Annotated in this window: 15 protein-coding genes; 11 read left to right on the top strand and 4 right to left on the bottom strand. The window is 66.2% G+C overall.

The window, feature by feature from the left end:
* From ACN0T5_RS14630 to ACN0T5_RS14620, 3 genes are all read left to right on the top strand, one after another.
* The coding region (locus tag ACN0T5_RS14630; RefSeq protein ID WP_417769344.1) for an ABC transporter permease at positions 1–941 on the top strand (941 nt) is incomplete at its 5' end.
* Positions 942–1,134: 193 nt separating this feature from the next.
* Positions 1,135–1,908 (top strand): hypothetical protein, encoded by a 774-nt coding sequence (locus ACN0T5_RS14625; RefSeq protein WP_417769343.1) that lies wholly within the window; start codon positions 1,135–1,137, stop codon positions 1,906–1,908.
* Positions 1,909–2,153: 245 nt separating this feature from the next.
* The gene (locus ACN0T5_RS14620; protein WP_417769342.1) at positions 2,154–2,939 is read left to right on the top strand and encodes a Bax inhibitor-1/YccA family protein; all 786 of its coding nucleotides are present in this window, start codon (positions 2,154–2,156) and stop codon (positions 2,937–2,939) included.
* 133 nt (positions 2,940–3,072) lie between these two features.
* Here ACN0T5_RS14620 and ACN0T5_RS14615 read toward each other — a convergent pair whose 3' ends face one another.
* Positions 3,073–3,471: a DUF2794 domain-containing protein gene (locus ACN0T5_RS14615; protein ID WP_417769341.1), complete on the bottom strand. Its 399-nt coding sequence runs from the start codon at positions 3,469–3,471 to the stop codon at positions 3,073–3,075.
* A gap of 587 nt (positions 3,472–4,058) precedes the next feature.
* Here ACN0T5_RS14615 and ACN0T5_RS14610 point away from each other — a divergent pair.
* On the top strand, positions 4,059–4,580 hold the full coding sequence (locus ACN0T5_RS14610; RefSeq protein ID WP_417769340.1) for a GNAT family N-acetyltransferase: 522 nt from the start codon (positions 4,059–4,061) through the stop codon (positions 4,578–4,580).
* Between the two features lie 4 nt (positions 4,581–4,584).
* Here the strand turns inward: ACN0T5_RS14610 and ACN0T5_RS14605 are convergent, their stop codons facing one another.
* On the bottom strand, positions 4,585–5,163 hold the full coding sequence (locus tag ACN0T5_RS14605; RefSeq protein ID WP_417769339.1) for an NAD(P)H-dependent oxidoreductase: 579 nt from the start codon (positions 5,161–5,163) through the stop codon (positions 4,585–4,587).
* Between the two features lie 126 nt (positions 5,164–5,289).
* On the opposite strand from ACN0T5_RS14605, the gene ACN0T5_RS14600 reads away from it, so the two are divergent.
* The 6 genes from ACN0T5_RS14600 to ACN0T5_RS14575 all read left to right on the top strand — a co-directional run bounded on the left by ACN0T5_RS14600 (position 5,290) and on the right by ACN0T5_RS14575 (position 9,823).
* The gene (locus tag ACN0T5_RS14600; protein ID WP_417769338.1) at positions 5,290–5,919 is read left to right on the top strand and encodes a TetR/AcrR family transcriptional regulator; all 630 of its coding nucleotides are present in this window, start codon (positions 5,290–5,292) and stop codon (positions 5,917–5,919) included.
* 159 nt (positions 5,920–6,078) lie between these two features.
* The gene (locus ACN0T5_RS14595; protein WP_417769337.1) at positions 6,079–7,113 is read left to right on the top strand and encodes a TRAP transporter substrate-binding protein; all 1,035 of its coding nucleotides are present in this window, start codon (positions 6,079–6,081) and stop codon (positions 7,111–7,113) included.
* A 7-nt stretch (positions 7,114–7,120) separates the two neighbouring features.
* Positions 7,121–7,624 (top strand): TRAP transporter small permease, encoded by a 504-nt coding sequence (locus ACN0T5_RS14590; protein WP_417769336.1) that lies wholly within the window; start codon positions 7,121–7,123, stop codon positions 7,622–7,624.
* 15 nt (positions 7,625–7,639) lie between these two features.
* A complete protein-coding gene (locus ACN0T5_RS14585; protein WP_417769335.1) occupies positions 7,640–8,959 on the top strand; it encodes a TRAP transporter large permease in 1,320 nt (439 codons plus the stop codon).
* 116 nt (positions 8,960–9,075) lie between these two features.
* Positions 9,076–9,396 carry a type II toxin-antitoxin system MqsR family toxin gene (locus ACN0T5_RS14580; protein WP_417769334.1) on the top strand — a complete coding sequence of 107 codons (321 nt, stop codon included), beginning with the start codon at positions 9,076–9,078 and terminating at the stop codon, positions 9,394–9,396.
* Between the two features lies 1 nt (position 9,397).
* Complete coding sequence (locus ACN0T5_RS14575) at positions 9,398–9,823, top strand: type II toxin-antitoxin system MqsA family antitoxin (protein ID WP_417769333.1); 426 nt, start codon at positions 9,398–9,400, stop codon at positions 9,821–9,823.
* 4 nt (positions 9,824–9,827) lie between these two features.
* Here the strand turns inward: ACN0T5_RS14575 and ACN0T5_RS14570 are convergent, their stop codons facing one another.
* Positions 9,828–11,516, bottom strand: coding sequence for an acyl-CoA dehydrogenase family protein (locus tag ACN0T5_RS14570; protein ID WP_417769332.1), 1,689 nt, complete (start codon positions 11,514–11,516; stop codon positions 9,828–9,830).
* A 221-nt stretch (positions 11,517–11,737) separates the two neighbouring features.
* Here ACN0T5_RS14570 and ACN0T5_RS14565 point away from each other — a divergent pair, with 221 nt between their 5' ends.
* Positions 11,738–12,598, top strand: coding sequence for a YihY/virulence factor BrkB family protein (locus ACN0T5_RS14565; RefSeq protein ID WP_417769331.1), 861 nt, complete (start codon positions 11,738–11,740; stop codon positions 12,596–12,598).
* Between the two features lie 19 nt (positions 12,599–12,617).
* Here ACN0T5_RS14565 and ACN0T5_RS14560 read toward each other — a convergent pair whose 3' ends face one another.
* Entirely contained in the window at positions 12,618–13,511 is an 894-nt protein-coding gene (locus ACN0T5_RS14560; protein ID WP_417769330.1) for a DMT family transporter, read from the bottom strand.
* Positions 13,512–13,638 lie beyond the last annotated feature (127 nt).

Below are 13,638 nucleotides of genomic sequence, written 5' to 3'. Positions count from 1 at the left end.
TGCTTGCCCGCGAGGCGCCCGGCGCAAAGCTCGACGGCGCGCCTATGCTGCGCGGCCGCATCAGTGCCGTCAACGGCGTGCCGAGCGACCAGATCGTCGCTCCCGAGGGCGGTGCCTGGGTGCTGCGCGGCGATCGCGGCATCACCTACGCGGCGACCAGGCCGGACAATGCGGTCCTGACCGAAGGCGCCTGGTGGGATGAGGATCATTCCGGCACGCCACTCGTCTCCTTCGAGGCCGATGCGGCCGGCGATCTCGGCCTGAAACTCGGCGACACGATCACCGTCAACGTGCTCGGCCGCGAGCTGACAGCGACGATCGCCAATTTCCGGCGTGTGGAATGGAAATCGCTCGCCATCAATTTCGTCATGGTGTTCTCGCCCAACACCTTCGCCGGCGCCCCGCACACGCATCTGCGCACCCTCACCTATACCGATGGCGGGGATGACGCCCGGGAGTTCGCCCTGCTGAAAACCCTCTCCGCCCGGTTTCCCACGGTGACGGCGGTCCGCGTCAAGGATGCCATCGAACAGGTCAACAGCCTCGTCGAGCAACTGGCCTGGGCGATCCGTGCCGCCGCCTCGGTGACGCTCGTTGCCTCCGTGCTGGTGCTCGGCGGCGCGCTTGCCGCCGGCCACCGTCACCGGGTCTACGACGCGGTGATCCTCAAGACGCTGGGGGCGACGCGAGCCCGGCTGATCAAGAGCTTCGCCCTGGAATATGCGATACTCGGCCTCGTCACGGCCGCCTTCGCCGTGATCGCGGGCACGCTCGCCGCCTCCTTCGTGCTGGTCGAGATCATGGACGCGGGTTTCACCTTCCTGCCGGCAACCGCAATCGGCGCCGCGCTCGCCGCGCTGGTGCTCACCGTCGGCTTCGGGCTGATCGGCACCTGGCGGGTTCTCGGTCGCAAACCGGCGCCCGTGCTGCGCAACCTGTGACCGGCGCCGCGCGAGAGCTCTTGCGCGGCCCCGCCGGCGCCCTCGCGTAACCCGCCATCGCCCGACGGCAGCGGCACCTTTCTCCCCAGCCGTATCGGCCCGGGGGTTTCAATATGTGCGTATCACGCTAGTCTCGCCGACGTTTGGCCGCCCTGCGTTCCGGGGCGGCAATGCCATTTCGGGGGACACCAGCATGACCACACCCGCATTCCACCGCACGTGGAAGACACGCCTGCGCACCGCCTGCGCCGCCCTGCTTGTCGCCGCGCTTGGCGCGACCGCCGCACAGGCGGAATCGCCCTTCCACACCGGCGTGTGGCAGGTCAACGAGCCGACCGGACCGCGCGGCCTGGTGGTCAGCGACTGGCTGATCTTCGAGGACGGGCTGCCGAAGCGCTGGCTCTATCGCCGCGCCGGCACCAACGACCAGAACCAGTTCGATTTCCTCGTTCGCAACATGGGCGAGAGCACCTATGCCCCGGTCCAGGTCCGCGTCTACCGCACCGGCGACCACGAGATGAAGTTCACCACGTTCGAGAAGGGCAAGGAGCCGGTCGAACACCCCTCCGCGCGCCTGTCGATCCCCAATTACAAGAATTCCTGCCTGTCGGTGGAGAACAAGGGCGAACGCCTCTTCGGCACATGGACCGGCACGACGGCCTCGTCCTTCAAGCGCCTGCGCCTGTCGAAGACGAAGCTCACCATCGACGGCCAGTCGCGCAGCGTCGACGTCACCCCGGTGCGCGTCGGGCGTCTGGGCATTGTCGAGAATGGCCAGCCTATCGCCTTCCTCACCGATGCCGGCGGCGACTACGCCGTCGTGCAGTGGTTCAAGCCCGGCGTCGACATTGCCACGATGGGCGATCCGAAGAAGGAAATCCTCGACTTCGCCCGCGAGGAAATCGTGCGCTGGCCGGGCGGCACCTGCGACCGGCAGATCGCCTCGCGCCTGAAAGCGATGAAATAGACACACGGCGGGTTAACCTCCGCAAGAAAATGACAGAACGGTAATGTGCCCGGAGCCGATTGCATCTTGTTCCGGGCATGGCTTGCGCCCATATTCAAAGGGATGTGTGCGCAAGCTGGCCGGAAGTGCCTGTTGCGCGGCACGCAAAGGGTCTCGGAGACCATCGATCGCGCGTCGATCGCCTGCATCCGATGGCCGGGGGACCGCCCGAAAGGGCTTATGTTTCAAGCATAGAGAGGATTTCGATGTCGACCTTCGACCGCAATTCCAACACCAGGTACGCTGCGGCCGGCGCGCAAGCACAGGCCGGCGTCTATGACGAAGGCCTGCGCGCCTACATGCTGGGCGTTTACAACTACATGGCGTTTGGCCTTGCCATCACCGGCGTGCTTGCCCTGGCAACCGCCTATTTCGCCACCACGCAGGATCCTTCGCAGGCCGTGGCGACGCTCGGCAACGGCACGATGCTGACCCAGCTTGGCTACGCGCTCTATGGCAGCCCGCTGAAGTGGGTGGTGATGCTCGCCCCGCTCGCCATGGTGTTCTTCCTCAGCTTCAAGATCCAGTCGATGAGCGCCTCGACCGCGCAGACGACCTTCTGGGTCTACGCGGCGCTGATGGGCCTGTCGCTCTCCTCGATCTTCCTCGTCTACACGGGCGGCTCGATCGCGCGGGTCTTCTTCATCACCGCCGCCTCCTTCGGCGCGCTGAGCCTCTTCGGCTACACGACGAAGAAGGACCTGTCGGGCTGGGGTTCGTTCCTGTTCATGGGCCTGATCGGCATCATCATCGCCTCGCTGGTGAACCTGTTCCTCGCCTCCTCGGCGCTGCAGTTCGCCATCTCGGTGATCGGCGTGCTGGTCTTCGCCGGCCTGACCGCCTACGACACCCAGCAGATCAAGGAAATGTACCATGCCGGCGACGGCTCCGAGGTCGCCAGGAAGAAGTCCATCATGGGTGCCCTGCGCCTCTATCTGGACTTCATCAACCTCTTCCTGATGCTGCTGCAGCTGTTCGGCAACCGCGAGTAATCGCGGGCATCGCCCGGCAATCGGCCGGGGCAAGCCGGAACCGGCACACGGAAACGAGAACGGCGCGGGGACATGTCCCCGCACCGTTTTTTGTTTTTCCCGCGACCAGGCCGCGCCCGCCGGGCGGCCTCGCTCACACCAGGCTCAGGTGACGCTTCTTCTCGAAGACCTTCAGCACCTGGGCAAGGTCGCCGCCACGCTTCAGGATGATGCCACCGGTGCCGAGCACCGCGTAGGCCCCCTGACGGCGGGCGTTTTTCGGCACCTTCTCGATGCGGAACAGCGGCATTTCCGAACTGCGCCGGAAGATCGAAAAGACGGCCCTGTCCTTGAGATGATCGATGGCGTAATCGCGCCACTCGCCTGCCGCCACCCGGTGGCCGTAGACGCGCAGGATCTGGTCGAGCTCGCGCCTGTGAAAGGCGACGATCGGGCTGGCCGGGGCCGACGCGGCGGAGCTTCGCGGGGCAGGGTCGGCAACGGCCTGCGGCCCGGCCCCGAAGCGGGATCCCTCTTCGTCGAACTCGCTCATTGCGCCTCCCGCCGTGGTGAGCCCGGATCGGGATCCGGGCCGTCTGGTCCCGTCGTCACGGCCTGCCGCCGTCATCCATTCGTCATGATGGTCCGCGCGGTTCGCCTTTGGCAAGGCCCCAGACCTGTCTCCCGCCTTGGCCGGAGCCGCGCCCATGTGCGCCAGGCCACTCGGGCGCGCGCGTCACGGACCTGGCAAACCTGCCCGGCCGGACTGTTTTCGCCTTCATTTTCAGGCTCCTGCCCGGCCCCTTGTCGATTTCATAGTTTTGCCCCAATGCAGCCCCGACGACGCCATCTTGGACCGCGAAATTGGCATTGTTGCATCAGGGATTGTCGGCAAGGCTTCGGTACGCAACAGCCCCCCAGCCCCCCGGGGTTTTGCCGCAAGAGTTCCCGGATCCGCCTCGCGGATCGGCACTGCAACCGGAAGGGCCGGCTATATGCCGGCCCTTTTCCCGTTTCGGAGACCTGTTCTCCCGTCCCCGCCCTTCCAGGCAACAATTTTCCCCCGCCCTTCCGCATCTTGCGGGGACACGTTTGCCGCGCTGTCTTTTGTCGCCTGTCGATCGGCGCTATCATGATGTCATGAGTCTCGGCCTGACTGCCCTGCGCCCCGCGCGCCATGACGATGCCGAAGCGCTCGCCATCATCCACGAGGATGCCTGGCGGTCGACCTATCGCGGTGTGATCGACGGTCTCGAGCTGGAGCGGATGATCTCCCGGCGCGGGCCGAAATGGTGGCGCACCGCGCTCTCGCGCGGCGTCCGGATCCAGATCCTGGAAGTCGCCGGCGTGGCCGCCGGCTACGCCACCTACGGGCGCAGCCGCATGCGCGAACTGCCCTTCGAGGGTGAGATCTACGAACTCTACATCCGTCCCGATCATCAGGGGCTCGGCTTCGGCGCGGAGCTCTTCGACGCGGCGCGCGCCGCGCTCGACCGGTCCCGGCTTTCCGGCCTCGCCATCCGCGTGCTCAAGGACAACGACGCCGCTGTCGGCTTCTACCTGCGGCGTGGCGGCCAGGTCCTGATGACCAGCCGCGAGCGCATCGCCCAGACATCGCTGGAGCTGACCGTCTTCGGCTGGTTCGCCGACGACGCGGGCTGACGTCTCACGCCGCCTCGCCGAGCTTGCCGACCCGCGCGATCCAGCCCTTGCGCGTCTCCAGCGTCGAGCCCTGCACCGGTGCGAAGGTGCGAAAGCGGATGCCCTTGAAGCCGCAAAGCCCCAGGATCTGCGATTTCATCGCCCGGTATCCCGACGCACGCTCGATCAGGTAGAGATACCAGCGGGGCGTATCCGCCGTCACCATCACCTCCGCCGTACGCCCCGCAAGCAGCTGCTCTGGCAACTTCTGACCCGGCTTGTACCGGAAGGCAAAGCCCGGCAGCAGCACCCGGTCGATCATCCCCTTCAGCTTCGCCGGCATCAGGCCCCACCACATCGGATGGACGATCACCATGTGCTCGCACCAGGCGATCTTGTCCTGCACTTCGACAAGGCAGGGCTCCAGCGGTTTGTCGGCATCGAAGCCCGCCCCCATGTCCGGGTCGAAGCTCATTTCCGACAGGCGCAGCAACTGCACGTCATGGCCGGCCTGCCACGCCCCTTCCGCATAGGCGGCGGCCAGCGCCCCGCACAGGCTGTCGGGACCGGGATGGCCGTCCAGAACCAGAATGCGTTTCGGCATTGTCTTTCTCCGTTCTCGTGTATAATTGACCACGGTCATTTTTTGATGGCTCATTTTTTGACCGCGGTCAATAATTAAATCGTGCGTGTCTGACACCACGCCACGGCTGGAGAACGAAGGGCAGGAATGGCTGGACGTCCGCAGAAGCGAACCCGGGAGACCCGCGACAGGATCCTCGCCGCGGCGCGCGAGCTCTTCGACGCGCGCGGCTACGAGGACACCAGCGTCGATGCGGTGGCCGAGCGTGCCGGGGTCGCCAAGGCGACGGTCTTCGCCCATTTCACCGACAAGACAAACCTGCTGATCGCGGTGCGGATCGGCAGTCTCGATGCCCTCACCGAGGCGATGCGCGCGGAGATCGACAAGGGGCCGTGCGGAGATCCGGCCGCCTTCGTCACCGGTCTCCTGCACCCCTGGCTGTCGCTTTATCGCGACGATCCGGAATTCGCCCGCCTCTACCTCGTCCAGTCGACACTCAAGGACGCCCCCTGGACCCGCCAGTTCCTGGAAGTCTGCTACCGGTTGGAGGAAACAGTCACCGAGGCTGTCACCCTGCTGCGCGACACGGGCCGCCTCGCGGCCGACGCGGAGCCGGTTCTTGTGGCGCAGGGCGTGCTCGCCTTTTTCTACCACATGATCGTCGGCTTCAGCATCGGCGCCATTCCGCAGGCCGAGGCGCAGGCGGCCCTGTTCGACCGGCTCGTCGCCCGCTGGTTGTCCACCGCGCTCCCTCTTGACGGAACTGGCGTTTCCTGAAAAGTTGCAAGTGAAACTAATATTCGCCGCAAAGGCTGGTCGACACCGTCGCCGGGAACGTCTCCCGAACGGCATCGGCCGGCCTTGCGGACAAAACGGAACGGATGCCGGCGCAAGACAACCAGGCGTCAGGACGTCCGGATTTCAGGGAGGACAGGAATGCGCTTCAGGACCAGTTCCATCGGGCTCGGGGTCGCCGCCCTCGGTTTGTTCGTCGCCGCCGGGCTCATCGAGGCCCGCGCCGAAACCACGCTCGTCATGTCGTCGTGGCTGCCGCCCAAGCACCCGCTTGTCGAGAACGCCATGAAACCCTGGGCCGACGACGTCGAGAAGGCAACGGAAGGCCGCGTCAAGGTGCGCGTGCTGGCCAAGCCTCTCGGCGCTCCCCCGGCCCATTTCGACATGGCCCGCGACGGTGTCGCCGACATCACCTACGGCCTGCATTCCTTCACCCGCGACGACCGCTTCCTGCGCTCGCGCATCGGCCAGTTCTCCTTCCTTGGCGACAATGCCGTGGCGGTGTCCAAGGCCTATTGGGACGTCTATGCCGGCTCGCTCGATGCCGCCGGCGAGCATGAGGGCGTCAAGCTTCTGTCCGTCTTCGCCCACGGCCCCGGCATGGTTCACAACAACCAGCGCAAGATCGAGAAGCCGGAGGACTTTTCCGGCCTGAAGCTGCGTACGCCCGGCGGCTATATCGCGGACCTGGCGCAGGATCTCGGCGTCACCACCCAATTCATGGGACCGGGCGAGGTCTACGAGAAGCTGTCGCGCGGCGTCATCGACGGTGTCACCTTCCCGATGGAGGCGCTCAAGGCCTTCCGTCTCGCCGATCACCTGACCCATTCGATGACCGTCCCCGGCGGCATCTACAACACCTCCTGGTTCCTGGTCATCAACCAGGCCAAGTGGGATGCCATCTCCGACGCCGACAAGGCGGCGATCGAGGCGCTGTCGGGCGGGGCCTTCGCCGAGCGCGCCGGCGCCGTGTGGGATGCAGCCGATGCCGGCGGCGCCGAACTCGTTGCAGAGACGAAGATCGAGGTGCACGAGGCCAACCCGGAAGTGCTCGCCGCGATCAAGGAGCGCGCCGCGAAATACGAGGCGGAGTGGGACGCGGCGGTCAAGGCGCAGGGCTTCGACGGAGCTGCCGCGCTCGCCGCCTTGCGGGCCCAGACCGGCGTCTCCTTCTGACGCCCTGATGCCCGACCAGCCGAAAGCACCGGTCCGGCCCTCGCGCCGGACCGCATGGGGCATCGTCGAGAAGCTGCTGTCGGCGGGAGCCGGCGCGCTGCTTCTCGCCCTGACGTTCATCACCTGCATCGACGTCGTCGCCCGCTACTGGTTCAACGCGCCGCTTTCGGGCGCCTATGAGCTGACCGAGATGTTTCTCGCGACCCTCGTCTTCCTCGCCCTGCCGGTCACCACCGGGCGCGGCGAGCATGTCGAGGTCGACCTGATCGACACGGTCGCCGGCGGCGCCATTTCCCGCATGGCCCGTCCCGTCACCGGCCTGCTGACGGCCGGCGTGCTTGCCGTGTTCGCCTGGCGGCTGTGGGAACACGCCCTGCGGCTGGCAAGCGACGGGGCGATCAGCGACAGCCTGTCGCTGCCGATCGCGCCCGTTGCCTTCCTTGCCGCCATCGGCTGCGGGCTTGCCAGCTTGCTCGCCGCCTCCCGTGCCCTGCGCCGCGCCACTGCCTGACCGGATCTTCTCCCCATGACGGAATCGCTCATCGGCTTCGCCGTCCTGCTCGTCCTGATCTTCCTCAAGATGCCGGTCGCCTTCGCCATGGCGCTGGTCGGCATTGCCGGCTTCGCCGTGATGCGCGGGCTCGATGCCAGCCTTGCCATGACCGGAACGCTGGTCTTCGACGCCGGCCTTGCCTACTCGCTCTCGGTGGTGCCGCTCTTCATCTTCATGGGCAACGTGCTCGCCCGCTCCGGCGTCAGCCACGGCCTCTATGCGGTCGCCAACCACGCAACGGCGCGGATGCGCGGCGGTCTCGCCATGGCCTCGGTGATCGCCTGCGGCGGCTTTTCCGCCGTCTGCGGGTCTTCCCTCGCCACCGCCGCCACCATGTCCAAGGTGGCCATGCCCTCCATGCGCCGCTACGGATATGCCGACAGCCTTGCCGCCGGCTCCATCGCCGCCGGCGGCACGCTGGGCATCCTCATTCCGCCTTCCGTCATCCTGATCATCTACGGTCTGCTGACGGAATCCGACATCGGCAAGCTGTTCATCGCCGGCATCGTTCCGGGTCTCATCGGCCTCGCCTTCTACCTCGTCGCCGTGCAGGTCGCCGTCTGGCGCAACCCCGAACTGGCACCGCCCGCAACGGAGCGGGAACCGCTGACCCGCCGCGACGCACTCGGCGTCGCCGCCCTCGTCCTGCTCTTCGCCATCATCATGGTCGGCATCTATGGCGGCTTCTTCACCCCGACCGAGGCCGCCGGCATCGGCGCCGGCGCGGCGATCCCCATCTCCGCCCTCTTCGGCCGGCTCAAGCTGTCCGCACTCGGAGAGGCGATCGGTGAAAGCGCACGGGCAACCGCGATGATCTTCGCCCTGATCATCGGCGCCGATCTCTTCACGAATTTCGTCAATTTCGCCGGCCTGCCGGACGCCCTGTCGGACTTCGTCGGCGACATGGATGTCAGCCCGTGGCTGGTCATCGCCGCGATCGTTGCCGTCTACATCCTGCTCGGCTGTGTGCTGGAAAGCCTGTCGATGATCCTGCTCACCGTGCCGGTCTTCTACCCGCTGGTCAGCAATCTCGACTTTGGTTCGGGCCTCCTCGCCGACCCGGAACTGGTGCTGATCTGGTTCGCCATCGTCGTCGTCGTGGTCACGGAGATCAGCCTGATCACCCCGCCCGTCGGGCTCAATGTTTTCGTGCTCAGGAGCGTGCTGGAAGACGTCAGCCTGACGACGATCTTCAGGGGCGTCACACCCTTCTGGATCGCCGACATCTTCCGCCTCGGTCTGCTGATCGCCGTTCCCTGGCTATCGCTCTGGCTGGTCACGGCGATGCGCTGAGGCGCAAGCACAACCGATTGCAGCTTGAAGTTGCCATCCGCAGGCGCAACACTTCCCTCTCCGACATGACGAGCCGGCAGGGGAGGCGGCAAGATGCCACTTGATAATACACCATTATGGTGCCATTTCTGATAGAGAAGCGGAAGCCGGCCTACGACCTTGCCGCGATCAGGACGACCTTCAACCGGCCGGATCGGCTGGTGACGACAACAACGGCCCTGAAGGGCGCGGCGGCCCTGGGCATGGGCCGGCAGGAGATCGTCGATGTCATCCAGGACCTGCGGCCTGCCGACTTCCACAAGTCGATGACGTCCTTTCACGACCACACGCTCTGGCAGGACGTCTATCACGGCCGAAGCGCTGCGGGGCCGGTCTATGTAAAGTTCACCGCCGGCGTCGTGACGCGGTTCCTGCTGTTGTCGTTCAAGGAGAAGTGAGATGGAGACCCTCACCTGTCCGGAAACCGGAAAACCGATGGTGCGCGGCCTGCGCCCCGTGACGCTCTCTTACAAGGGCCGCTCCCGGACCTTCGAGATGCCCGGCTGGTATGCGGACGGTGTCGAGGAGGGCATCCACTCCGGCGAGGACATGAAAGTGTCGGACCGCGAGTTGAACCGGCTGAAGGCCGAAGCTGACAAGCTGCTGACCCCGGATCAGGTCCGCGCGATCCGTCGCAAGCTGCGCCTCTCCCAGCGCGATGCAGGCCTCGTCATCGGCGGCGGGCCGAGAGCCTTCCAGAAATACGAGTCCGGCGAGGTGCTCGTCAGCCGCGGCATCGCCTCGGCCCTGAGGCTCCTCGATCGGCATCCGGAGGACGTAGACGCCCTGCGAGCGGCCATCGCCGACGTCTATCCCTCAGTCTGACACCTTACCCGCGATCCTCCAGCACCCGGCGGGCAATCACCTGCGCCTGGATTTCCGCTGCCCCCTCGAAGATGTTGAGGATGCGTGCGTCGCACAGCACCCGGCTGATCCGGTATTCCAGCGCGAAACCGTTGCCGCCATGGATCTGCAGCGCATTGTCGGCTGCCGCCCAGGCAACGCGCGCGCCGAGCAGCTTGGCCATGCCGGCTTCCAGGTCGCAGCGCCGGCCCGAATCCTTTTCAAGCGCCGAGAAATAGGTGAGCTGGCGCGCCGCCATCAGTTCGCCCGCCATCATCGCCAGCTTGTCGGAAACCCGCGGGAAGGCAATCAGCGGCTTGCCGAACTGGATGCGCTCCTGGGCGTAGCGAAGCCCCAGGTCGAGCGCTGCCTGCGCAACGCCCAGTGCCCGCGCCGCCGTCTGGATGCGCGCGCCCTCGAAGGTCTGCATCAGCTGCTTGAAACCCTGTCCCGGCACGCCGCCGAGCAGGTTTTCATGCGCCACCTCGAACCCGTCGAAGGCAATCTCGTATTCCTTCATGCCGCGATAGCCGAGCACCTCGATCTCGCCGCCCGACATGCCCGGCGCCGGGAACGGATCGTCGTCCGTGCCGCGCGGCTTTTCCGCCAGGAACATGGAGAGCCCCTTGTAGCCGGGCTCGTTCGGGTCGGTACGCGCCAGAAGCGTCATCACGTCGGCCCTGACCGGATGGGTGATCCAGGTCTTGTTGCCGTAGATCTTCCAGACATCGCCCTCGCGCACGGCACGGGTCTTCAGCGAGGCAAGGTCCGAACCGGTGTTGGGCTCGGTGAAGACCGCCGTCGGCAGCACCTCGCCCGAGGCGATCTGCGGCAGCCATTTCGCCTTCTGTGCGTCCGTGCCGCCGCACAGGATCAGCTCCGCCGCGATCTCCGAACGGGTGCCGAGCGAGCCGACGCCGATATAGGCCCGGCTCAGTTCCTCGGAGACGACGCACATGCTCTCCTTGCCAAGGCCGAGCCCGCCGAATTCCTCCGGAATGGTCAGGCCGAAGACGCCGAGTTCGGCCATCTGGCCGATCACCTCCAGCGGGATGTAGTCGTTCTTCAGGTGCCAGTCATGCGCATGCGGGGAGACCTTGTCGGCGGCAAAGCGGCGCATCTCCTCGCGCACCTGCTCATAGGTCTCATCCAGCCCCGAGGCGCCGAAGATCGAGGCGCCCTCCTGCTGGCGGATCAGGTCGACCAGCCGGGCCCGGAGCGCCGGCCGGTTGCCCTCCTCGATCAGGGTCTCGATCGCCGGCACGCGGAAGGACGCCGCCTCATCGACCGAAATGCCCAGATCCGCCGGCCGCACGAACTCGCCCTGGTTCATCGGGATGCCGCCGAAGACCTGCGCCAGGTACTCGGCGAAGACGATGCGCAGGATCAGGTCTTCCGTTTCGCCGAACGTCCCTGCGTCGCCGAGCCGGGCTGCATAGGCGTCGAGCTGCTTCAGCGCCGCGACATAGGTGGCAAGCCAGGCCAGTCCGTGCGTCGCCCGCTGCTCGCTCTCCATCAGCGACGGCGAGATCCGCCCTCCCTCGCTGACACGTGCGCGCACGCGCGCTGCAGCCGTGTCCAGAAGCCCGTCAAGGGCGGCGACGGCCGCGCCCGTCAGCGTCGTGGCCGGAGCCTCCCCTGCGGCGTCACCGCCGAACTCGCTCGCTAGCGACATGCATCCTCTCCACTCTTGTTGTCCCGGCGCCCGTACCGGCGCCTTCGGACGGGCATACTTGACCGCCACATGTTGCAGCGCAAACCATATCGCGGGATAGCGGCGAAGCAATGCTTCTTTTGATCGACATAAAAAGCAATTTTGTTTCATGTATCTCGCGGCGCAGCATGATCGGACCCGCATCACTTGACCCGTGCCGGCAGCTCGCCCAAAAGCGATGCATGAGCGTCCTGCATGCCATCCGCGCCATTTTCGCGACCATCTATGACGCCGTCATGCACATGACCGGCGACGACGGCTTTGCCGTGGCGAGCCATGTGGCCCTGTCGTCGCTTCTGGCGCTGTTTCCGTTCCTGATTTTCGTCGCCGCGCTCACCGCCTTTCTCGGCATGTCGGACATGGCCGACCGCATTGCCATGCTGCTCTTCGACGCCTGGCCGGAGGAGGTCGCCCGCCCCATCGCCCGCGAGATCCAGGTGGTGCTGACCCAGCCGCGTGGCGACATCCTCACCTTCGGCATTGTCGCCGCCCTGTGGTTCGCCTCCAACGGCGTCGAGGCCCTGCGGGTGGCGCTCAACCGCGCCTATGGGGTTGCCGAAACGCGCGGCTTCGTCTTCCTGCGCTTCCAGGCGCTGCTGCTCGTGCTGTTCGGCACCGTCGTGCTGATCAGCTTCGCCCTGCTGATCATCTTCGCGCCGCTGGCCTGGCGGGCGGCCGTCGCCCATGCGCCGTTGCTGGAGCCGTTTACCGGCCGCCTCAACGTGTCGCGCTACGTCATCGCCACGCTGCTGACCTTCGGCGGCCTTTTCGCCGCCCATGGGCTGCTGCCGGCCGGCCGGCGCCGCATCCTCGACACGCTGCCGGGCGTCGCCGCGACGCTTGTGCTTTGGCTGGTGTCGGGCGCCGCCTTCGGTGCATGGCTCGCCGGTTTCGCCAACTACGTCTCGACATATGCGGGACTGGCCGGCGTCATGACGGCACTGGTGTTCCTCTATCTCATTTCGATCTGTTTCGTCTTCGGCGGCGAGCTCAACGCCGCCATCCTGCGCCGCAGGGCAAGACGGGCAGCGGCCGAGGCCTGACGAGCGGTCACGCCGCCGCTCACGCTGGCGTGCGCCGCGTACCGATCCGCCTTTCGCGGATCATCAGCAACGCACCCACGACCAGCGCCGCACCGACGATCTGCACCGGTCCCAGCGTCTCGCCGAACAGGAAATAGCTCTCGACCGCCGTCGCCACCGGCACGAGGTAGAAGAGGCTCGCAACACGCGCCGCGCTGCCACGCTTGATCAGCACCATCAGGAGCAGGATGGCACCGATCGACAGCACCAGCACCAGCCAGGCAAGCGCGAAGACGAGTTCCCCCGACCAGGTGATTCGCCAGCTTTCCGCCAGGGACAGCGGCACCACCACGACCAGCGCCCCGAAATATTGCACAAGGGTGCCCGGCACCAGGTCGATGCCTCCGGCGAACCGCTTCTGGTAAACCGTGCCGAAGGCGATGCCGGCCACCGCCAGAAGACAGACAAGGGCGTTTTCCGGTGTCAGCCCGCTGGCATCGACGCCGATGCGCGGTCCCACCACAAGCATCAGCCCCAGCGCCCCCACGGCCAGTCCGGCCCAGTGCCGGCGCGTCACCGTCTCGCCGAGGATCGGTCCGGCGAGCAGCGCGGTGAGCAGCGGCTGCAGCCCCAGCACCAGCGCGGCGATACCGGCAGGCATGCCGTTGTCGATCGCGTAGAAGATGCCGCCGAGATAGACGCCGTGGATCAGCGCCCCGGCAAAAAAGCAGTGACCCCATTCGCGTCCCCGTTGCGGCCATGTCGCGCCGAGCACCATCGCCAGCACAAGCAGCGGCGGCACGACCAGCGCGAAGCGGATGGTCAGGAAGGCGAAGGGGTCGATATAGGGCGCCCCGAGCTTCGAGCCGATGAAGCCGGTCGACCAGAGCAGTACGAAGATGCCAGGGGCGGTCTTGTCGATAAGAGAGCGCAAGGGATGGTCCGGATTCTTGAGATGAACAACGATATCCCTGCTGTGTGGCAACCTGTCGCAGGGTCAGGGTCGGGACATCTACAGTGGATTGTTAACCTTCATGAGAAATTCTGAAGCGGGCAAAGGA

Origin of the sequence: Stappia sp., assembly GCF_048261845.1 — a bacterium.
GTDB lineage: Bacteria > Pseudomonadota > Alphaproteobacteria > Rhizobiales > Stappiaceae > Stappia.
The sequence above is the reverse complement of the archived record's forward strand: the minus strand, read 5'-3'. Positions and strand labels throughout refer to the sequence as shown.

Excerpts from the sequence above, each read along its gene's own strand:
- ACN0T5_RS14625 (WP_417769343.1), top strand. The coding sequence starts at position 1,135 with ATGACCACACCCGCATTCCACCGCACGTGGAAGACACGCCTGCGCACC.
- ACN0T5_RS14620 (WP_417769342.1), top strand. The coding sequence starts at position 2,154 with ATGTCGACCTTCGACCGCAATTCCAACACCAGGTACGCTGCGGCCGGC.
- ACN0T5_RS14615 (WP_417769341.1), bottom strand. The coding sequence starts at position 3,471 with ATGAGCGAGTTCGACGAAGAGGGATCCCGCTTCGGGGCCGGGCCGCAG.
- ACN0T5_RS14610 (WP_417769340.1), top strand. The coding sequence starts at position 4,059 with ATGAGTCTCGGCCTGACTGCCCTGCGCCCCGCGCGCCATGACGATGCC.
- ACN0T5_RS14605 (WP_417769339.1), bottom strand. The coding sequence starts at position 5,163 with ATGCCGAAACGCATTCTGGTTCTGGACGGCCATCCCGGTCCCGACAGC.
- ACN0T5_RS14600 (WP_417769338.1), top strand. The coding sequence starts at position 5,290 with ATGGCTGGACGTCCGCAGAAGCGAACCCGGGAGACCCGCGACAGGATC.
- ACN0T5_RS14595 (WP_417769337.1), top strand. The coding sequence starts at position 6,079 with ATGCGCTTCAGGACCAGTTCCATCGGGCTCGGGGTCGCCGCCCTCGGT.
- ACN0T5_RS14590 (WP_417769336.1), top strand. The coding sequence starts at position 7,121 with ATGCCCGACCAGCCGAAAGCACCGGTCCGGCCCTCGCGCCGGACCGCA.
- ACN0T5_RS14585 (WP_417769335.1), top strand. The coding sequence starts at position 7,640 with ATGACGGAATCGCTCATCGGCTTCGCCGTCCTGCTCGTCCTGATCTTC.
- ACN0T5_RS14580 (WP_417769334.1), top strand. The coding sequence starts at position 9,076 with ATGGTGCCATTTCTGATAGAGAAGCGGAAGCCGGCCTACGACCTTGCC.
- ACN0T5_RS14575 (WP_417769333.1), top strand. The coding sequence starts at position 9,398 with ATGGAGACCCTCACCTGTCCGGAAACCGGAAAACCGATGGTGCGCGGC.
- ACN0T5_RS14570 (WP_417769332.1), bottom strand. The coding sequence starts at position 11,516 with ATGTCGCTAGCGAGCGAGTTCGGCGGTGACGCCGCAGGGGAGGCTCCG.
- ACN0T5_RS14565 (WP_417769331.1), top strand. The coding sequence starts at position 11,738 with ATGAGCGTCCTGCATGCCATCCGCGCCATTTTCGCGACCATCTATGAC.